The 20,130-nt window shown below is 53.3% G+C and carries 14 protein-coding genes; 9 read left to right on the top strand and 5 right to left on the bottom strand.

Going from position 1 to position 20,130, the window contains the following annotated elements; genetic code table 11:
* Positions 1 to 17 precede the first annotated feature (17 nt).
* Together Poly59_RS10645 and Poly59_RS10640 are read right to left on the bottom strand one after the other, a co-directional pair.
* On the bottom strand, positions 18 to 905 hold the full coding sequence (locus Poly59_RS10645; protein ID WP_146534029.1) for an alpha/beta hydrolase: 888 nt from the start codon (positions 903 to 905) through the stop codon (positions 18 to 20).
* Entirely contained in the window at positions 902 to 2,710 is a 1,809-nt protein-coding gene (locus tag Poly59_RS10640) for a caspase family protein (RefSeq protein WP_146534028.1), read from the bottom strand. The genes Poly59_RS10645 and Poly59_RS10640 overlap by 4 nt, the downstream gene beginning before the upstream one ends.
* Before the next feature lie 186 nt (positions 2,711 to 2,896).
* On the opposite strand from Poly59_RS10640, the gene Poly59_RS10635 reads away from it, so the two are divergent.
* The 9 genes from Poly59_RS10635 (at position 2,897) to Poly59_RS10595 (ending at position 14,157) form a co-directional block, all read left to right on the top strand.
* Positions 2,897 to 3,166, top strand: coding sequence for a hypothetical protein (locus Poly59_RS10635; protein ID WP_146534027.1), 270 nt, complete (start codon positions 2,897 to 2,899; stop codon positions 3,164 to 3,166).
* Between the two features lie 619 nt (positions 3,167 to 3,785).
* On the top strand, positions 3,786 to 4,133 hold the full coding sequence (locus tag Poly59_RS29370; RefSeq protein WP_186776159.1) for a hypothetical protein: 348 nt from the start codon (positions 3,786 to 3,788) through the stop codon (positions 4,131 to 4,133).
* A gap of 1,150 nt (positions 4,134 to 5,283) precedes the next feature.
* Positions 5,284 to 6,753, top strand: a complete 1,470-nt coding sequence (locus tag Poly59_RS10625; RefSeq protein ID WP_146534025.1) for a sulfatase family protein — start codon at positions 5,284 to 5,286, stop codon at positions 6,751 to 6,753.
* Between the two features lie 216 nt (positions 6,754 to 6,969).
* A complete protein-coding gene (locus Poly59_RS10620; RefSeq protein ID WP_146534024.1) occupies positions 6,970 to 7,500 on the top strand; it encodes a Spy/CpxP family protein refolding chaperone in 531 nt (176 codons plus the stop codon).
* Between the two features lie 243 nt (positions 7,501 to 7,743).
* A complete protein-coding gene (locus Poly59_RS10615) occupies positions 7,744 to 8,883 on the top strand; it encodes a cellulase family glycosylhydrolase (RefSeq protein ID WP_146534023.1) in 1,140 nt (379 codons plus the stop codon).
* Between the two features lie 317 nt (positions 8,884 to 9,200).
* Positions 9,201 to 9,851: an ECF-type sigma factor gene (locus Poly59_RS10610; protein WP_146534022.1), complete on the top strand. Its 651-nt coding sequence runs from the start codon at positions 9,201 to 9,203 to the stop codon at positions 9,849 to 9,851.
* Positions 9,811 to 11,607 (top strand): serine/threonine-protein kinase, encoded by a 1,797-nt coding sequence (locus Poly59_RS10605; RefSeq protein ID WP_246151537.1) that lies wholly within the window; start codon positions 9,811 to 9,813, stop codon positions 11,605 to 11,607. Before Poly59_RS10610 ends, Poly59_RS10605 begins: the two co-directional genes overlap by 41 nt.
* A 396-nt stretch (positions 11,608 to 12,003) precedes the next feature.
* Complete coding sequence (gene msrA, locus Poly59_RS10600; protein ID WP_146534020.1) at positions 12,004 to 12,513, top strand: peptide-methionine (S)-S-oxide reductase MsrA; 510 nt, start codon at positions 12,004 to 12,006, stop codon at positions 12,511 to 12,513.
* Between the two features lie 72 nt (positions 12,514 to 12,585).
* A complete protein-coding gene (locus Poly59_RS10595; protein ID WP_146534019.1) occupies positions 12,586 to 14,157 on the top strand; it encodes a protein adenylyltransferase SelO in 1,572 nt (523 codons plus the stop codon).
* A gap of 122 nt (positions 14,158 to 14,279) precedes the next feature.
* On the opposite strand, the gene Poly59_RS10590 is transcribed toward Poly59_RS10595, so the two are convergent.
* The 3 genes from Poly59_RS10590 to Poly59_RS10580 all read right to left on the bottom strand — a co-directional run bounded on the left by Poly59_RS10590 (position 14,280) and on the right by Poly59_RS10580 (position 20,116).
* Complete coding sequence (locus Poly59_RS10590; protein WP_186776158.1) at positions 14,280 to 15,074, bottom strand: hypothetical protein; 795 nt, start codon at positions 15,072 to 15,074, stop codon at positions 14,280 to 14,282.
* Between the two features lie 375 nt (positions 15,075 to 15,449).
* Positions 15,450 to 16,895 (bottom strand): sulfatase, encoded by a 1,446-nt coding sequence (locus Poly59_RS10585; RefSeq protein WP_186776157.1) that lies wholly within the window; start codon positions 16,893 to 16,895, stop codon positions 15,450 to 15,452.
* 56 nt (positions 16,896 to 16,951) lie between these two features.
* The gene (locus Poly59_RS10580; protein ID WP_146534016.1) at positions 16,952 to 20,116 is read right to left on the bottom strand and encodes an FG-GAP-like repeat-containing protein; all 3,165 of its coding nucleotides are present in this window, start codon (positions 20,114 to 20,116) and stop codon (positions 16,952 to 16,954) included.
* Positions 20,117 to 20,130: the final 14 nt, after the last annotated feature.

Here is a 20,130-nt window from a genome sequence, read left to right as displayed (position 1 = left end):
GATTCAGATCCAGGTCACTACGCCGTCAGGGCATCGAAGATTCGCTTCGCAACCACTTTGTCGGAAAGGTAGCCAGCGATGCCATGCCGGTTGTCAGTAAAATTGTCGACGTCAGTCTTGTTTTCGATTGCTGGATCGACGGAGAAATGGTGTCCATTCAGCGCATAGAGCGCAACCACATCCCGCTCGTCCATTGCGTTGAACCACTTGCTGACGCAGGAAGGATGCTTGACCGGGGCAAGCAACTCTTTGATAGCCGTCACCGCCAGCGGCGATCCGAGTGTGACATAGAGCGGAACTTTCCATCCAAGATCTTTCCCGTCACGAGCTAGTAAATTATATGAAACGACAGATCCTAATGAGTGTCCGACAACAACCGTTTCCACGCCGGGCGTGATCGCCGCCCCCACTCCCCTATCGATGGCTGCCTTAAAACCTGGATTATTCAAATACGCGTATACGTCTTTCGTGATCCACGCAACGGTTGCCTTACTCATTCCAGGAACATGGCGATCGAGGGCTTCGAGAATGTTTTGCACCCATTCCCAGTTAGCGATACCTCGTTCAAGGGTTGCCGAATCGGCCTCTGCCCTCACTTGAGCGTCAGTAACGCCGAAGTGATCCTTCATCTCATCGAGCATCTTCTTGGCAAACTCAACTTCAGGTGAAGAATCGGCTTCCCCTCTGACAATAACATCAGCAATCTCGTCATCGTCTACGCCGCTGACTAGGTCAAACAACGTTTGACCATAATAAGGGAAGCGAATATCCGATTCCGCGATCGGTAGATCGAGGCCACTCTTTTCCAGGCCCTTCTTGAAGGCATCAATCCACGATGCTTTTAGTTCTCCTGAGTCCTTACCTTCTTGCGATCGTCCATGCACAAAAACCAACTGGCGTGTCATTGAATCTCTCCCTTTTGAATGCTCTGACGAATTAGGTCCACTCCTTCCGGAGCGTAAACGGTCCAGAGCGAAGTCTTGATGGTGTGTTGCTCAATGCCTCGTAACCGCGCAGGCGGATCATGCTTTCGCACTTGCAGAATCGGCCAGCTCTGCGACATCAAGGGCGCGAACGGAGCCAACCGCCGCATCTCGGAATGCGGAAACTTCTTTTCAGGTGTTGAAGAAAGCAATGCGACGTCAAACAGATCGACCTTCAGGTCGCGCCTAAGGAACCCTGCCATCTCATTGAGCCAGCGTTCGTTTCCTTGTTCACGATAGGCATGTGCGGCATACAATGCCAAACCTGGGTCGACGCTTTTTCCCAACTGCATCCGACGAGCAAGTTCCTCGTCGCCTTTGCCTAGCCGAAATCTTCCGCGACGTGACGAAGCCGCAATGACAGTGCGCAGGCCATGAATCTCCTTCTGACGCCGTTCGTATGCGTGATAGCGGTCTGAAGCTTCGTCTGGGACGAATGACAAGTCAGTCATAACTTCCTGGTCGAAAGTTAACCCTGCGAGGTATCCTTGCAGCCCTGGGATCACGACCCCGTGTCCTGATTCGACTACCACAAGCACGTTGGCGATGGTGGGACCGCGAGTTGAGAATTCGACGACCGAGCCAGATTCGGACACTTTCGTTTCGACGCCGGCGGCAACAGCGTCGACAACCTTAGCTCCCCGGACTTTCAAGCCTCGCTGATTGGGCAACGTTTTCGGTCCAAAGTCTTTGAAAGTTTCCCGGACCTCATCAGCGAACCGAATTTTCTCGGCCTTGATTGGCTCTAAACCCTCTGGCCAAGGACTCGTTGTTCGAGTGATATCGTCATGAATCGAAACAATATCAACTGTACGTGCATCGTCGATCACTCTTTGCGTTGCATCCGAAGCAAAAGCCATTTCCTTCAACAGAACATCGGCAAACTCTGTCGCTTCCTCCGAGCGTCCATCTGACTCAAGCGTCGATTTTTGGCGATCCACCGGCAGCGCTGACAAGTAGGCATCATCTCTCGAACTGATAATCGCATCAGGCGTTTGGTACTTGTCCTTGATTCCAAGGTCGTACAGACTGCCTGCCACATGACGCTTCAAGAATTCGTGTAGTGGCCACGGGCAGACCAAATCGGTTTTGTTGTCCTCGGATCGTTTGAGAATGTCAGCGTAATGTCCCTTGAGAGCGAATACCAAAGCGTCTGTGTACACAGCTCGGTATCCAGCAACTGCCTCGTCAATATCTTCAACCTCGTAGCTTGGGTCTCCGATTGCCGTTCCATAGAACACGTCAATAAAGCGTGCCCCAGTTGGAGAACTCTTCACTGGGAAGATACTCTGACCAATAACGGACTGTGCTTGAATACCCGAAGCAGCCGTTCGGCAAGCATCGGAGATAAAGACGACATGAGGAATGACGCCGTATCGAGCTAAGTCCATGCTGCCTGAAAGATTGACGGCGGCGTTCGGATTCTCCACAGCATCTGAAAGCAACCAGAACTCGGACCGAGCGCTGTTGACGCCGTGGCCGCTAAAGTAGACGACCAACTGATCGATCGTACCAAGGTCACAAAGTGAGCTAATCGCTTGGTAAATGCGATCCGCTGTGACGGGTGTTTCCTCATCAGTAATCGCGATCACGTCACGCGCTTTAGCACCTTGGCTCTCCGCCCACTCTCGCATTTCCGCAACATTTTCCCAAACAGCCTGCAGTTCAGGAAGCGTCTTGGCCTTCTTCACACCAATTAGTACATACGCTCGCTTAAGACCTGGCATTTCGCAGCTGTCCCCATCTATTTCGTTCGTGTTTCGGCACCGACCTCATCGAATTCAGCGAGATTTTAGCACATTTGTCGTTGTAGCCAATGTTCGTCGGAGTGCTCACTCATAACGTGACATCACCACCTCCTCGTGCTACGCCCCAAAGGAGGCTCTTAAAGGTTCAAACACACGAGGTTTTTCATGGCAGCAAAGTTTCCATTGGGACGTCTCACGATCACGCCCGCTGCACAACATCTGCTGAGCGAAGAAGAGGTGTTAACGGCGTTCAGGCGTCACGTTCAAGGCGATTGGGGCGATGTAGACGAACACGATGCTCAGCAAAACGAATGGGCTCTACTCAACGACGCACGCATCATGTCAGTGTATAGGACCGTTACCGGTGCTTCGTTTTGGGTAATCACTGAAGCGGATCGTTCGTCAACCACCATTTTGCTGCCAAAGGATTATTGAAAACTTCAGTACCATTAGCAGGTTGCCGCAAAGGGTGAGGTTCTCCTCACCCTTCCTCTCGTCTTCTCGCTGGCAAATTTGCTTTCTAAGCCCATTCGTGATATCCAAAAAAAAGACCTGTGCTGTTAAACACAGGTCAGGAAAACTTAAGTCGTCGACAAAATGGCCGCGTAGGTCATTATGACTGCGTAGAGAATCAAGAACAAAATTGCATTGGCATTCTGTTCTCGTCTTCTTGCATCTACATATGAACGACTCACTTTTTCCGTCGTTTTCCGTTTCGTCTTCATGGTGTCTCCGTTGTTTTGGGTTCATTCGATTCAGCAGTACTGGTGGACTGCTGAAACCAACAAGCAAAACAAAGGTTTGAAGCGATGGCGGAAAGCGACTCCTTCCTTATTTTTCACAAGCCAGAAGGGGCTGGGTTCCGATTTGGGTAGAGGGGGAACGGGGCTCTTATTACGGGAAACGAACATGGCGAGAAATCAGATCGACACCGTTCATGCTCCAAGCGTACCCATGGATCTGCTGCGATCAAGTTCGTTCTGACCCAAACTTTTTCTGAATAGTCTTGCGAGCGACGGAAGACGCTCGTGCACGAAAAGACCCACGCGCAAACGTGGGTCAGAGAGATCTACAGAAAGTACACGGCAAACCCGAAGACCACGGTGACGAACACGAGGTTCGCGATACTGTGGAAAACAAAAAGCCGGAGCAACAAATCAACATCCGCTGGGTTGAGCTGAATGGTGAAGTTGATCTGCTGTCTCTCGTTCCTTCGGTGTTTGCGTCGATTATTGCGATCGTACATGGTGTCATCCTTGTTCTGGTTCATTCGATTCACACCCCGCAACGGAGCATGAACGGAACACACCGAACTCAGAAGACGCATGCGGCACCCACCGAAGTCAGTCGCTTCCATATTTTTCACAAGCCAGAAGCTGGGCTGGGTTCCGATTTGGGTTGAGGGGGAACGGGTCTCTTTTGCGGGGAATGTGAACCGTCGCGGGACGCGATGCTAAAAGCCTAGCGAGCGATTCCTACCGATCAAGTTCGATGCCATATCCGTTCAACCTCTGCTTTGGTTTGACTAACTGCATTTTCCGCGTCGATACTTGGCCAACTGGAGTTCAGATCCAGTTCGAAAAATCAGTGGCAAATCAGTGGCAGGACTGCCCATTTAGGCCCAACTTGCTTACAATTCAGACTCAACGTGAGTTTCGATACTCGTCCGGCGATTCGCTGGGATAGCGTTGGTTTGTCAGCCCAAATCCAAGACTGATTGAGTGGATTCAAAATCCTGTGAGGGCAACCTCGTGTGGGTTCGACTCCCACCTTCGGTACTACTTGCGGACAAAGGACTTACGGCTTTCGAGCCGTGAGTCCTTTTTTATTGCCCTGTCCTAACACTCGGCAAGAAAGGCGATCGCCGCTCTGCGATCAAGCGTCTGGCGCGGATAGCGATTCCCCGTCTCCTTGCTCCATCAGTCGATCAACTCGTCGACGCCCATTCTTGAACAATCGCTGGCAAGCAACCGGCACGCGAGCGAGTATCGGAATAGAGGCTAACGTTCTGGGGGACGTCTTTACGCTTTCAACGCCGTTAGTGTGCCAGAGCCTAGTACGCTGATGCCGCTGGTTGTCGTAATCCGACAGTTTGGTTGCGGTGTCTTTGCTAGATACGAGGCTCGGGTTTCGGGGTCGTCCATTAAGTGACTCCGAGCGAAGCTCTCCCAAACAGGGCGGGTCTCTTTGGTCCGTTGTGCTTCACCGGATAGGCCTGACCCACTTTGATCTGTGTTTGGATCTTCGATCGAATCATGTGCACGTCGTCGTAGCTGCACCGGGCTACGAACCGGACGTTGGTCGTGATCCATTGAAGGCGTGGATCAGTCAGAAACTGAAAACGTCGCATCCGTATCGCGGGCGATCCTCGTCTGAAGGAGCGTGTTGCCGTTTCATCAACACCGACGGAGAACTCGGAGCAGCAATTCAATACGCCAGCAAAGCTCTGGGCTAAAAGGCTTTGGAATCGATACACGCACGGCAATCCAGCGGAAGCTTTTTGCCTATGATGTTTGGGCCCGTGCTTTGCCCCCGTTCCATGGATTTCGACGATGAGTCTTGATGTGACAAAACCGTTAGTGATTCTTCGCTTTGCCGCAATTCTATTTGCTGCGGTGGTCTTCCAGCATTCCGCTGCCATCGCCAAACCAACTACGAAGCCGAATATCGTCGTCATCTTTGCGGACGACTTGGGATATGGAGACGTCAGCTGTTATGGGGCGACTCAGATCAGCACACCCAACATCGATCGTCTGGCAAGCGAAGGAATGAAATTCACAGATGCCCATTCAGCCGCTTCGCTATGTTCGCCTTCGCGGTACGGACTGCTTACCGGACAATCTCCCTGGCGGCTGCACAAAAAGGGAAATGGTTATCGGCTTAGCTCCGGTCGACCAACGATCGCGTCTTTCTTGCGAGGCCACGGGTACACTTCGGCGGCGATTGGCAAGTGGCACTTGGGTTACAGCAAAGACTGGAACAAGCTGCCCATCACGGGCCCATTGGAAGTTGGCTTTGACTACCACTTCGGCGTACCAACGAACCACAACGATTCAACACGAGTGTTTATTGAAGATCACGATCTCGTGGGCAGAATACCGGGCCAAGAATATCGTATTGTCAACGGAACGGACTTCCCCGAAGGGCTCGCTCAACCGCGTGTCGACGACCAAGTCGACAGCACACTGACCGAGAAAGCGATCGCGTTCATTCGCAAGAATGCTGACGATCCATTCTTTTTGTACTTCACTCCGTGCGCCCCGCACACTCACGTCACTCCGGCAGCGGAGTTTCGTGGCACTAGTGACGCGGGACTGTTTGGCGACCACGTTCAAGAATTAGATTCGCATGTCGGATCGATTCTGCGCACGCTTGAGGAACTGAATCTGGTCGAGAATACGATCGTCATTTTTACTAGCGACAATGGCTCCACGCCCAAGGATTTCAAAGGGACAAACGGCGTACGACTGAACCTCGCCGACGATTCGGGTGACATACGCACCCGTTTCAAGACCGCCAAAGAAGACGCTAAGAAACTGGGGCATGCCACCAATGGCTCTTGGCGAGACGGCAAAGGCTATGCGTACGAGGGCGGGCATCGCATCCCGTTCATTGCACGCTGGCCCGGACACATTGGTGCAGGCAGTTCGTCAAACTGCACTGTGAATATGACTGACTTGTTCGCCACAGCAGCAGAAGTCGTGGGCAGTGAGTTGCCAAAGGATGCGGCAGAGGACTCCTTCAGCCTGCTGCCGGTGCTGTTAGGGAAAGAAGATCGCATCGCTGGACGGGAAGCGGTCTTCATTCAGGGAAACGGAAAGGACAGCTCGGTCGCTGTTTGCTCGGGTCAGTGGAAGTTGATTGTGCGATACGGCAGCGACAGCGACCAAGGCCACGAACTCTACGACTTGTCAAACGATCGTGGTGAAACGTCAAACCTTGTTGATCAGCACCCCGACGTTGCAAAACGACTGCTGTCCAATTTCGAAAGCGCCGAAGCAAACGGAAGAACGCGTCACTAAAATTTCATCACAGCAAAAGTTCCAGGTCGAATTGGCAGCGACAGTCGTCAACGTCTTATCGATTAAGTCCCCAATCCAAGACAATGGGTGATGATTCGCGCGACAGCGAAACGGCTAATGCGTTTGGACATGCTGCGAATTACGATAACATCCGCCCGACAGGGGCGTTGTGTAGTTAGCCACTATCTAAGTTCTCCTTTCCTCCCAAGGTCATTCATGTTCATTCGCACAATCCTGATCAGCAGCATCGCTTGCATGGCAACGGGTGCCGGCACCCCAAACGTGATTGCTCGAGATGCTGCAGTAAAAACCGAAAAGGAAACACAACCTGCGGATCGCCCCAAGTCCTTGGACGCGATCAAGGAAGCTGTCAAAGATCTGACGGACGAGCAAAAAGAAAAACTGGAGTCACTTCAGAAGAAAGCCGTCGCGCAGCAAAAGGCTCTCTTCGAAACCGCAAGCATCACCTGGAGCATGTCCAAGCAACGCCGCGAAGCCTACGAGGCGTTGAAGGCCAAGGGCATCAAGGGCAAGGAACTTTCTGCCCAAGCCAGCAAGGAAGCCGACTACACCGAAGAGCAAGTTGCGGCCCAATCCAAGGTCGGCAGAGTCTGGAATGACTATCGATACGCGATCATCAACGTCTTGACTGCCGAACAACAAAAGCAACTACCAAAGTGGCTAGTCAGCGGCCACGCCGCCCGTGTGAAAGCCGAGAAAGAAAAAGCCGCTGCGGAGAAGCAGTAGTGGTTTGGGGGCAACGCCTGCGTGGATGCAGAAACATAGCAAAATAAACGCCCAAGACACGGCCGGCCGACCGTAAAATCGATCCCGTTGGCGTACGGGTGCTTGATGGGCGACGTGGACGCGTCCGCGTTGCCTTGGCGGAGCCAAGCCTGATGTTTCTATTCAAATAAGATGCATTAGACTTCCGGTCTGGAAGGATCCGGTGCGGCAGTCATGATTCAACCCCCGAGCAGGCCTGATTCAATGCACGTTTTGAACGCAGTTTCGAGCACGATTCTGTTTTGCTTACTAAGCGTTTCCATCACTAATATCACGATGGCTCAGACGCTGAGTCCCATTCGCGTTTCTGACGATGGAGATCACTTTGTTCTCGCAGAAACTCAGCAACGATTTCGTGTTTGGGGTGTGAATTATGACCACAACGGCTCCGGTGAATTGATTGATGAATACTGGATCGAGCGTTGGGACGAAGTGGTGGAAGACTTCGCTGAAATCAAATCGCTCGGTGCAAATTGTGTTCGCATTCATTTGCAAGTCGGTAAGTTTCTTGACGCTGCCGACAAGGTGAATCAATCGGCAGTGGATCAACTGAAAAAGCTGCTGAAGCTGGCCGAGCATCAAGGGCTTTATCTGGATATCACAGGACTGGCCTGCTACCACAAAGTTAACGTTCCTGAGTGGTACGACCGTTTGGACGAACAGGATCGCTGGCAGACGCAAGCTTTCTTCTGGAGATCGATTGCAAAAGTCTGCCGCGATAGTCCTGCTGTGTTTTGCTATGACCTGATGAACGAGCCGATTTTTCCCGCGGAAAAGCAAGTGGTCGATAGTTCTGACCGTGACTGGTTAACCGGTGAGCTCGGCGGCAAGTTCTTTGTGCAGCGATTGACGCTCGATCTGAATGGTCGCACTCGCCAGGAAATCGCTAAGGCGTGGGTCAATCAAATGGTTGATGCGATTCGAGAACACGACGATCAACACCTGGTCACCGTCGGCGTGATCCCTTGGGTGTTCGCGTTTGGAGGCGGAAAGCCGTTGTTCTATTCACCAGAAGTGAGTGAGCGTCTGGATTTCGCATCGGTGCATTTCTATCCTCAGAAAGACAAGGTCGACGAAGCGATCACTGCCTTAAAGGCTTACGATATTGGCAAACCGTTGATCGTCGAAGAGATGTTCCCGCTGAAGTGTTCTGCGGCGGAACTTGCTGATTTTATTGATCGATCGGCCAAGTTTACCGACGGCTGGATTAGTTTCTACTGGGGAGAAACTTCCGAGCAACTCAAGCAGAAGTCCGATGCCACGATCGCGCACGCCATCACCGCAGCTTGGCTGGAGAAATTTCAGGCTATGTCTGAACAGGTCCCCGTGCTGCCGTCGCGATAAATGCGAGTCAGAAGAAATTAGGTCGAGGTGTGTCCGGGAAAACCAGTTTTGGATAGCCGGCGAAGGTCTCTTCGGATGAACAACTGACTATCGAATTCGGTCTCCCGCTGAAATGCCTGGCACTGCAAATAGGTGTTGGTTGCCGATGCTCCTTCGGTGCCCGCAGACAAACCGGATTGCGAGGCAGCTTCGTTGCGTCCTGAACCCACCGACAGACTTCATGCAGGACATCTGTGTCCGGCATCACTCGGCAGAAGTGGTACCATTGAGGCTTGATCTTGGTCCTCGGTTCATGATGTATTGGACGGTTTTGTTGTATGTCGAAAAGCACGAATGTCAGCTACTGGATTGATTTGGTGAAGGCTGGTGATTCGGCCGCGGCGAATCAGATTTGGCAGCACTACTTTGACCGTCTCGTGCGTGCGGTTCGCGCCCGACTGTATGGACAAAATCGAGCAGTCTCGGACGAGGAAGACATTGTGCTGAGTGTCTTCGACAGCTTTTACGTCGCGGCTGAAAATGGGCGGTTTCCGGACTTGTCCGATCGCGACGATCTTTGGCGTCTGTTGCTGCGAATGTCGGCACGAAAGGTGGTCGACAAGCGAAGGCACGACAAACGCCAGCGACGTGGTGGCGACGTTCAGGTTCAATCGTTGGATCAAACTGGCGATGATGGCAAACTGATCGAAGCGATCGGGGACGAGCCGTCGCCTGAAATGGTGTTAATGATGCAGGAATCGGTTGCGGAGTTTTTTTCTCATCTGGGTGTCGGGCAACTCAGCGATTTAGCGGGTGCCAAGTTAGAGGGTTATTCAAATGCGGAACTCGCCGAGCGTTTTGGCTGCTCCGAGCGGACAATCGAGCGACGTCTGCACCTGATCCGAGAAAAATGTCACCAGGAAGTCTTCGAACATCATGAAAATCCGCATGAAAAAACTACCGATCGCAGCCCTCGAGCGGATCGATGACCTCTGCGCCGATTTCGAACAAAAATGGCAATCCGGACAACCGCCATCGATTGAGTCGCTGATCGAATCGTTTGTCGAATCACTGGGCGACACCGAAGACTCGCCGAACCAACGTGACGCGCTGTTGGCCGAACTGATCGCGTTGGAAGTCGATTACCGGCGTCGTCGTGGGGAGACACCATCCGCGCAGGAATACATCGACCGGTTCCCCGCCGATGCCAAAGTCATCCATGATGCGATCAGCCAGGACGCTAAGCCAACCGGCGCGTTTGCACCGATGAGTGTCGAGCGGTTGGCCGAGTTGTTTCCGGCGCTGCAGATCATTGAACTGATCGGGGCCGGAGGGATGGGGGCGGTCTACAAGGCTCGCCAAGAAGGACTCGACCGCGTGGTCGCGATCAAGATCCTGCCCGAGGAGTTCGGTCACGACGTCAAATTCGCACTGCGTTTCACTCGTGAAGCACGCACGCTGGCGAAACTGAATCATCCCAACATCGTCGCCCTGTACGAGTTCGGTCACGTCGCCGACACGTATTACTTCTTGATGGAGTACGTCGAAGGCTCGACGCTGCGGGACGTCGTGAAGGCTGGCGAGTTGTCGCCCAAACACGCGCTCGCGATCGTCCCGCATCTTTGCGATGCGCTGCAGTATGCCCATGACAAAGGCGTTGTGCATCGCGACATCAAACCCGAGAACATTCTGATGTCCGTCGATGGCGCAGTGAAGGTAGCTGATTTCGGACTCTCGCGAATCCTTGGTAGCGAAAATCAGCAATCTCTGCTGACTGGAACTCACCAAGTCATGGGCACGCCAAGGTACATGGCGCCCGAGCAGCTGGAAGGCACGCACAACGTCGACCACCGAGCCGACATCTATTCGCTAGGGGTTGTCATTTACGAGATGCTAACGGGCGAGCTTCCGATTGGCCGGTTTGCAGCGCCGTCGACGAAAGTTGAGATCGACGTCCGGCTTGATGACATCGTGCTTCGTACTCTCGAAAAAGAACCACAGCGGCGCTACCAGCGCGCTAGCCAGATCAAATCGGACATGCAGTCAATCACGTCTGCCAACGAATCGGCACTCGCGCCCACGCTGATCCACGACGCTGCTTCCGTCGCCACTTCCGACGCAGTGGTAATGCCTACCAATTCCGCGAACTTGGCGCAACAGGAACTCGCCGGGCGATTGTTGCTGACGCGTCGCCAGTTGATGGATCGCGTCGAAGCATCCCTGCGACCGTTGTTCCGTTGGCAAGTGTTACAGGCACTATTTGGCGTGGCTTTGATTCTGGTCGGCGTGCAGTGCTGGGCACGAAACACGCAGATTTCACACCGGCTTGCCAGCGGTATCATGGTGCACGTTTACGGCGTGATTGTAATTTCACAAGCGGCACTCGTGTGCACCCGAATCCGACGAATCGATTACTCGAAATCCGTTGATGATATTCGCGGCAATCTCGATAGTGTGCGATCCGCGTATTTGCGTGCCGGCGTTATCATCGGGTTTGTGTGGTGGTTGATGTGGATTCCCGTTTGCGTTGCCGTTGGCTTCGACCAGGTGGTGCTGTATCGGAATGCACTAGTCCCTTCGTTGGTTGTCGGAGTGATCGGATTTGCCGTCTCGGTATGGCTGTATTGCCGTACTCTGAATTCAAACAGTAAAACCAGCGAATTATGGCGACGAAAATTTGCCGGCGAGAGCATTGCCACGGCCTATCTTGCACTCGACGAAATTGAAAACGCTCAGATTCGCTGACCAGGAAATTTCGTCGAGGTGCTGTGGTGAATCTCGGCCAACTTAGCGTGCCGATCGACTTGAACCTTGGTCACCAAATGGCCGCTTTTGTGAGATCTGGATAGTCATGGGGTATAGTTCAGCGTAGCAACCGTGGAAAACGCATGGTTCTTGCGAAGCAGTGAGAAAGACGTTTCCACTTGCCTTGTCGAAACACTGCCGCGTGACGCGACACACGCGTGCTGTCATGCGAAACTATCGCACCGGTGGAATGCCTTGGGGTAGATCATCGACAAGAAGGAGCAAGTTGTTTTCAATGACTTCTAGGTTCATGCCGACGCAGCAATGAGTGGCGTCAATGGACTGTGCAAACAAAATTTTGATTTCGTCTTAACGAGCGAGAAAGGTAATGATCCGATGACAGAGCGAGCTGTATTGGCGGGTGGATGTTTCTGGGGAATGGAAGATTTGTTCCGAAAGCTGCCCGGAGTCATTTCGACTCGGGTTGGCTACACTGGCGGCGACGTGCCGAATGCAACCTATCGAAATCATGGGACTCACGCAGAAGCGATCGAAGTGGTCTATGACCCCACCAAGACTGACTTTCGCAAGATGCTAGCGTTCTTCTTTCAAATCCATGACCCGACAACCAAGAACCGTCAAGGTAATGATCGCGGCACGTCGTACCGGTCGGCGATCTACTACACCAGTGAAGATCAAAAAGCAGTCGCCTTGGACACGATCCAGGATGTGAACGCGTCGGGTCTGTGGCCAGGAAAGGTTGTCACCGAAGTCGAGCCGGTCAGCGATTTTTGGGAAGCTGAAGCCGAGCATCAAGATTATTTGTTGCGAACGCCGGGCGGTTACACCTGTCACTTCCCTCGCAAAGATTGGGTGCTACCTAAACGAACCGAATCGACAAAGTAAGGGCGATCAAGATCGGCGCGGCAACGCATCCACTGAATCGCCGGGCGATTTTAGCGAGAACCATTGGCAACCATGAAACTGAATTTAGACGACCATTTCAATGTCGAACTACCTGCCGACACGGATTCATCGAACCGCCGCCGGCAAGTGCATGATGCTGCGTTCTCATCGGTAACGCCGCGGGTTCCAACCGCACCTCGCTTGTTGCATGTGGCGCCGGATGTTGCAGAGCTGATTGGTTTGTCAGCGGATGACGTGGACTCGAAAGAGTTTCTTGAAACATTCAGCGGTGCACGAGTGCCCGATGGTGCGAGGCCATACGCGATGTGCTATGGCGGTCACCAGTTCGGCAATTGGGCTGGTCAGCTTGGTGATGGTCGTGCGATCAATTTGGCCGAAGTTTCGCACGCGGGAAAACGCTGGACCTTGCAATTGAAGGGAGCCGGCGAAACACCCTATTCGCGTACCGCCGATGGACTAGCGGTGCTTCGTTCGTCGCTGCGCGAACACTTGTGCAGCGAGGCGATGCATCATCTGGGCGTGCCCACGACGCGGTCGCTGTCCCTGATCACGACGGGTGACAGTGTGACGCGCGACGTGATGTATGACGGGAATCCTGCGAACGAACCTGGGGCAGTCGTGTGCCGTGTTGCGGCCAGTTTTATCCGCTTCGGCAACTTCCAGATCTTCGCTTCACGCGGTGATCTCGATTCGCTGCGTCGACTGACCGATTATACGATCAAACACTACTTTCCAACGATCGAGGCTGGCGATGATCGTTACAGCCGGTTCTTTGCGGAAGTCGCTCGCCGCACGATCGACATGGTCATTGACTGGCAACGCGTCGGGTTCGTGCACGGTGTCATGAACACCGACAACATGTCGATCCACGGCGAGACGATTGACTATGGACCCTACGGTTGGCTGGAAGGCTACGACCAAGACTGGACCCCAAACACGACTGACGCCGGGCAAGGTCGTTATCGTTTTGGGAACCAACCACAAATCGTGTTCTGGAATCTGGTGCAATTGGCAAATGCCATCTATCCACTGACCGAGGACGCCGAACCGTTGCAAGACGCACTCAACCAAGCTGTCCAGCAGTACGAGCACTCCTATGACGTGATGCTTGGTTCGAAGATTGGCTTGGACAACGTTGGCGAAGGCGACTCTGCGATGTTGGCCGAGTTGGAGTCCACGCTGCAATTGACCGAGACCGACATGACGATCTTTTTCCGGTGTCTGGCCCGTGTGCCAGCCAATCATTCGCTTGATGGGGGAAGCGAGTTCTTAGCTCCGGTGATGGGCGCGTTCTACCAACCCGAAGAGCTTGTCGGCGAGACACTGCAGCGGTGGCGAAGTTGGTTTGAACGTTATCTGCATCGCCTCAGTCAAACGACGGTCACTGACGAAGAACGTGCGAAACGCATGAACTTGGTCAATCCCAAGTATGTGCTGCGTAACTACATGGCGCAACTTGCGATCGACAAAGCGGGCAGCGGAGACCCATCATTGATCGGCGAATTGTACGAGATGCTGCGTCATCCCTATGATGAACAGACCGACAACGAACAGTGGTTTGCAAAACGTCCGGACTGGGCTCGGCACAAGGTCGGCTGCTCGATGCTGTCGTGCAGTTCTTAGCTGGAAACGTCCGGCACACAAATTCGATCACACGTTTTTTTCTTGATTCAGCTTGTTTTACCGTGAACAGTCGTTCGCGTCGGAGTTGTCGATTACCCGAAACCAAACAGATTGCGTTTGAGTTATTCACCGTACGTTTGGATCAGCGTGTTTAGGAAGTCTTCGACCTGAATATGCACATCTTTCGTTGTTGAAATGATCAAGACATGATCAAGTGCGGTCGCGGTCGACGGTCCACCTAAAACGGCCCAAGTGTCGGGAACGATGGTTGATTGCAACACCACCAATACCTTGTCCGATTTCTTGATTAAGCTGGCGGGCAAACGGTACATCCGTGTGCCGAGATTCATTTCGACACGTTCAATGGTTGTGATTTGCATGACTTCGTCTTCGATCATATAGGTCAAATTATTGGCACGAAGCAGCAATCGAAGGAAGCTGTGCAGTGAAACATTCTTAAGCGAGAGATTGATTGGCACGTCTGACGCAATGCCGATCTCCTCGAGCGCAAGTTGGTCGATCACAATGGGAATGTCGTGGGCTTGTGATAACACTCGCATCGCCTCGTTCAGCGGCGTATCGATAAATGACTGTGTCGTCTCAGACTTCAGCGCCGCAAGAATCCGTTTTTCCGTTTCACTGTCATTGACAATCGCAACATAGATGCCAGGTTGACCGCTGGCGTGCGTGTTGATGTTGTGGCCGGCAGTGATGGTTTTAATCGCATCGGTTGATCGCGTTTGACGGGGGCTCCGTTGTTTGGGTTGGGGCGTTTGTTGCGGCGCGACAGTCGAACTACCGAACGGATCGGCTGCCGGGTCTCCAAACGGATCAAATTGTGCCCAAGCCGTTGGCACCACCGTTGCACTGGCGAAGGTAGCCACAGCCAACAGCAGAGTTGTCATTCGAACTTGCATGGAACCACACTTAACAGAGAAGAGAAATCGGAAGGTGTTTTCCTTCACAACTTAATCGTCTCCGATCAGCGAAACGGATGCAAGTTTTTCATCCTCAGTACTTATCTCTGCGCTCCATCCTTACGTTTTGGCTCGATGTGATCGGAGTTTTGAGCTTGAGCTTTCCGTCGTCCAAATACGAACGCTTTAGCTACAAAGACAAATGCAAACGATGAGGGCTTCGATACTGCGGTTGCAAAGAGTCGGATATCGTCGAAGTCAGCTTCAAGAGTGGCGGTTGTCAAGAGAGGGCCGACTTCGCTTTGGTTGACCCAATGAAATGATGAACGGAAACAAGTCGCCGTCGGCAAAAGCGATGTTTCGGCGTAGCTCGAATCACTTTTGCCCTGCGACTTCGGTTTCTCGAGCGGAAGAGTATTTGGGATTGGCGGTCGGAAATTGGGCCCCCACGGATTTTTGCCACTGATGCAACTTGGTTTGCAGTTGCTGGGCTTTTTCTGGCAGTGATGCAGCCAGGTCATGTCGTTCGCTAATGTCGGCGGGGAGGTTGTAAAGTTCGATTCGGTTGTCTTCGTGAAATTCAATGAGCCGGAACTCTCCCGAGCGAATTGCGCTGTAAGGACTGTCACCGCCCGCATGGTAATGGGGATAGTGCCAAAACATGTCTCGATCGATATTGGTCGCAGGTGTGCGCAGCAGCGTGACCAAACTTGTGCCGTCTGATACCGCCTGAGAATCCGGTTGGACACCGGCCATTTCTTGAAAGGTAGGAAACAAATCCATCGTGATGATCGGAGTGTCACAGACGGTGCTGGGACTCGTGACGCCTGGCCAATGTACGACCGCCGGAACGCGCACGCCACCTTCGTAAGCGGAGCCCTTGCCGCGTCGCAAAGGCGTGTTGTCAGTGAAGCCAGTTGCTTGCCCATTCCTTTGGGTTAGTCCGCCGTTGTCGCTGTAGAACACGATCACCGTGTTTTCGGTAAGGCCGTTTTTGTCCAACTGGGCAACGATACGACCAGCACTTTGGTCGAGGCTGGCGACCATGGCGGCGTAACTGGGGTTGTTGTGCTTCGCCTTCGTATCAAGCTTGTCATTGAACTGCTTGACCAGATCGCGGCGTCCATCGATTGGCGTATGGGGAACGTTGTAGGCGAAGTACAGGAAGAACGGATCGGATTTCGATTCGTCGATGAACTCACAAGCTTGGTCAGTCAACAAATCGGTCAGGTAACTCGATTGGGATTCCCCTGTCGAAGGCTGTTTTAGCAAGTAGCCTTTCGATCCAGGCGGTCGTTCAAATGAGACGTCGAAGCCTTGGTCCGTGGGCATCGTGCCGTCCGCTTCGGCGCCGCGCCCATTCAAATGCCATTTGCCGATGTGCCCCGTCCGGTAGCCTGCGTTTTTTAGAACTTCGGCAATCGTGATGTGCTCGGATCCGAGCCGCTTTGTCCAGTCAGGAATGAGGAGTTTAGCGTGAGGTCGAAACTGGCCGGCGATGAAGTCGGTTAAATGCAGTCGCGCAGGATACTGGCCCGTCATGATCGACGCGCGTGTTGGCGAGCAAACGGTACAAGCGGCGTAAGCATTGGTGAATTTGACGCCTCGCTGGGCTAAAGCATCCAGATTAGGTGTCTCGTAAAAATCGCTACCGTAGCAACCCAGTCCGGTCCAACCAAGGTCGTCGGCTAGTAGCAACACAATGTTGGGCCGCTCGGCTGCGATTGCAAGCGATCCGGTGCTTGAGATGATTCCCAGCAACAATGCCGCGGCGAACCTAGACGCGGTGCAAAACAGCGGAGTGAGCGAACGACGCGTCATACGGATTTTACCAAATGGGAGTGGAAGGGTTTTCGCTGATTGGGTTATCGAAAAGATTACTGTCCGGATGTTTGGTTGAGTGTATCTGGCGATGCGAAGCCGAACGCGTCCGAATTTTCGACCAGCAGCCAAGACGTTGCCGAATCTGAACAGTCGAATGGTTGCCGTTTGCCATTCGGCCATGTCACGAAAACCGTAATCGGGGCTTCGTCAATCGTTGTTTCGCTGGGCAAAGTAAAGCGGATCACATTTTCGTTTTGGCACAGAAATCCGTCGCCAGCCACCAGCGATTTTCGTTCGCGATGATCACCGGATTCAAGTTCGACAATCGACCCAACCGCATCGCGACAGCCAACCGTCCCTCGCAATTCGAAACTGACGGATTTGTGGATCGGTTCAGTGTGGTTGATCAGAACCGCGACCGGTTCAGTTTGGTGGGTGATCACCAAATCAACTCGGTCGTCTCTGTTGACATCCGTCGTCCACAGTGCACGCCCAACATGGTTTTGCGACAAGTATCCATCGTCGTTGGGCACATCTTTATTTCGGATTGGCGGTTGTGCGTAAGTCGATAGTTCGGACCTTTGGTAAATCTGCATCGGCTGTGCATAAAAAGCGTCCGCGGGATTGGCCGAATAGAAATCGACATGCCCGTTGGTCACGACGATTTCTTCCCAGCCGTCATTGTCCAAGTCAACGAATTGAGTCCCAAAGCCGACCAACGGACGCGTCACGTTCAGCAATCCAGATGCGAACGTGTTGTCGATCCAAGCCCGCGATGAATCCTGAAGATGAAGCGTATTCGATTCAAAAGCGAAGTTGGTGACATAGAAGTCAAGGTCGCCGTCACGATCAAGATCGCCCGCCGCGATCCCCATGGATCCAAGGGCTGATTGTTGCGAATCGCCTGCCAGGCCCCGCGATATTGCTGCGTCCATGATGGGGAGCTCACGTTTGCGATCTGTTCGGGCCGGGATTGGAAAAAAGTGATTCAAGCTCATATCGTTGGCGACAAAAACTTCCAGCCCGGCTTGGTCGTCAAGCTGGCCGATCACCAAGCCGAGTCCTCGGTCAGCAACGGCAAGATCCCCGCGTTCTGATTCGCCGATCGGTTGTAATCGGCCGTCCGGTTGTCCAAGCAGGACTTCGTCGGGCTGTCCGCTGAAAGCGGCGGGTGAGCATGCTCGATGCGAGGGGATCGATGTGGTTTCGTCGTTCTGCGTTCTGCCACCGCAAACCCGGTCGATAGGATCCGTTCCGGCGCAGTAGTTGACCACAAAAACATCTGGAATCCCGTCGAGATCAAGGTCGGCGATCGCGCCACTCGTTGACCAGCACCATGAGGAATCGGGAAGCCATCGCCGTGATTGGTCCGTGAAGGTACCGTCGCCGTTATTAACGAGGATACGGTTTTTGCCGTAGTTGAGCAGTAGCAGGTCGGGGAACCCGTCGCTGTTGATGTCACCGACCGAGACACCCTGGCCAAAACCCATATCGCCGGTTCCGGTCGACGTCGTGGCTGATTGATAGGTGCCGTCAAGGTTCCGAAACATTGCATTCGCAACCGAATCGTCTTGGCCCGGTCGGCCTCCCGCAGCCATCAAGTACAGGTCTTGCCATCCATCAAGATCAAAGTCGATCGTGCCTCCTCCGCATCCGAGCGTCGCGTAAAACGCGATGCCAGGCTCGTCTAAATGTTCTGCGGTTCGGCCCTGAAAGTGTATTCCTCGCTGACCGGCTTCATCGCGTAGATCGACCAACAATTCAGCGTTTGGCTTCGCGATCTTTGCTGGGGCCCGTTTGGCTGCGGCGTTGGTTGCCCTTGTGTTTTCTGCCATCGCAGCACCCATTGATAGCGGATCGCTCTCTGTATCAAGATCGAGCGACAACATCAGCGGCGTCGTTTGCCATGGCGTGTTCTTGCGTAAATCGCTGACCAAAGACTGACGCAGCGTCACGACTTTTTCGTGCCATGCGTTGTATTCATCGAGAGAGCTTTTTTCCGCATTGGTTGTCAGCAGTTCGGGTGGTGGCCGTAGCGTCTGCGCCTTGGCCGCCCATGCTTCGGCGAGCCAGAGTCGACAGTCTTGTTTCAAAATTTCGGCGATTGAAATCACGTGGCGTAGAGTGTCGGTCGTTGCTGTCGCTTGATCACCTCTGGCAAACTCGCTGTACGATTGTCGAAGCTTGAAAAGCAACCGAGCTTTTTCCACCACCGCCGATTCGTTTGGTAACACCTCGGCGAGCTTCGCCCAAACCAGAGCGTTGTCGCTGGATATCTTTGCCGCTTCCCAGAAAGCACGCCTGGCACGTGGGGCGTCGCCGTTTTGCCGATGCAAATCGCCTAGCGTTAACCAATCGGACCAAGACTTTTCAACCGAATTGTCTTGCGAGACGATGTTGGTCTTTAGCCATCGTGCAAGCGGTTTCCATTGTTTCGAATTCGCCAGCGATCGACCGTATAGGTCTCGCGCGGGCACGAAGTCCGGATACGTCGCAAGAATCAACTCGCAGCTCTCGGCGGACTTCAAGTAGTCCGAGTCGTCAAACTCCGTTCGTGCCGTTCCAATCAAAACTCGCCGATCATCCGCACTCCGTTTGAAGATGATCTTCATCGGGCCATTGTCCTCCATCCGGCGATGATGGTTGTCGAGTGAAAGCAACAGCGGAAAGTCAAAGGCGCGCTGTGTCACCAGAACGCGTCCATGCCGAGCCGCGCGGTCACGATATTCGGCACCCACCAGCAGATCAAAAAGCAATCGTCGCAACACAGGACGCTCGGGATACTTTTCTACGGCTAGCTCAAGCAAATCGATCGCGCGAAACATGTCGCCAGCATCGATCATTGCGATCACTGCGCGATTGACCAGCGATTGGTCGGCGTACTGGTCGATCTTCGTCGCGTCCAACAGCAGGTCGACTGCAAAGTTTTTGTGGTCAGTTCTGTAGGCGACTTGGGCGACTTCGACCATGACAGCCACTTCGCCCGGATGGCTGACCAGCACCGGACGTGCCAAATCCCAAGCCGTGGGCCAATCGTTTGCCGCAACGGCTAAACGCAACTGAACAAGTGGATCCGCCGCCGGTGAATCTTTGGACGCAGCAACGCTCGCGTGTCCCTGTTCAGCGATTGGAGCAGGCGATTTTGACTCGCATCCCAGCAAGACGCAAAGCATACATCCGATGATTGCAATGCAGCGTTCCAAATATCTTTGCTTCATCAATCAACCAAATT

It is taken from the genome of Rubripirellula reticaptiva (assembly GCF_007860175.1).
Classification (GTDB): domain Bacteria; phylum Planctomycetota; class Planctomycetia; order Pirellulales; family Pirellulaceae; genus Rubripirellula; species Rubripirellula reticaptiva.
The sequence above is the reverse complement of the archived record's forward strand: the minus strand, read 5'-3'. Positions and strand labels throughout refer to the sequence as shown.

What these genes read in the sequence shown, in the direction of transcription:
- Poly59_RS10610 (WP_146534022.1), top strand. Translation starts at nt 9,201, where the DNA reads ATGTCGAAAAGCACGAATGTCAGCTACTGGATTGATTTGGTGAAGGCT.
- Poly59_RS10645 (WP_146534029.1), bottom strand. Translation starts at nt 905, where the DNA reads ATGACACGCCAGTTGGTTTTTGTGCATGGACGATCGCAAGAAGGTAAG.
- Poly59_RS10615 (WP_146534023.1), top strand. Translation starts at nt 7,744, where the DNA reads ATGCACGTTTTGAACGCAGTTTCGAGCACGATTCTGTTTTGCTTACTA.
- Poly59_RS10635 (WP_146534027.1), top strand. Translation starts at nt 2,897, where the DNA reads ATGGCAGCAAAGTTTCCATTGGGACGTCTCACGATCACGCCCGCTGCA.
- Poly59_RS10620 (WP_146534024.1), top strand. Translation starts at nt 6,970, where the DNA reads ATGTTCATTCGCACAATCCTGATCAGCAGCATCGCTTGCATGGCAACG.
- Poly59_RS10595 (WP_146534019.1), top strand. Translation starts at nt 12,586, where the DNA reads ATGAAACTGAATTTAGACGACCATTTCAATGTCGAACTACCTGCCGAC.
- Poly59_RS10625 (WP_146534025.1), top strand. Translation starts at nt 5,284, where the DNA reads ATGAGTCTTGATGTGACAAAACCGTTAGTGATTCTTCGCTTTGCCGCA.
- msrA (WP_146534020.1), top strand. Translation starts at nt 12,004, where the DNA reads ATGACAGAGCGAGCTGTATTGGCGGGTGGATGTTTCTGGGGAATGGAA.
- Poly59_RS10640 (WP_146534028.1), bottom strand. Translation starts at nt 2,710, where the DNA reads ATGCCAGGTCTTAAGCGAGCGTATGTACTAATTGGTGTGAAGAAGGCC.
- Poly59_RS10605 (WP_246151537.1), top strand. Translation starts at nt 9,811, where the DNA reads ATGAAAAAACTACCGATCGCAGCCCTCGAGCGGATCGATGACCTCTGC.
- Poly59_RS10590 (WP_186776158.1), bottom strand. Translation starts at nt 15,074, where the DNA reads ATGCAAGTTCGAATGACAACTCTGCTGTTGGCTGTGGCTACCTTCGCC.
- Poly59_RS10580 (WP_146534016.1), bottom strand. Translation starts at nt 20,116, where the DNA reads ATGAAGCAAAGATATTTGGAACGCTGCATTGCAATCATCGGATGTATG.
- Poly59_RS10585 (WP_186776157.1), bottom strand. Translation starts at nt 16,895, where the DNA reads ATGACGCGTCGTTCGCTCACTCCGCTGTTTTGCACCGCGTCTAGGTTC.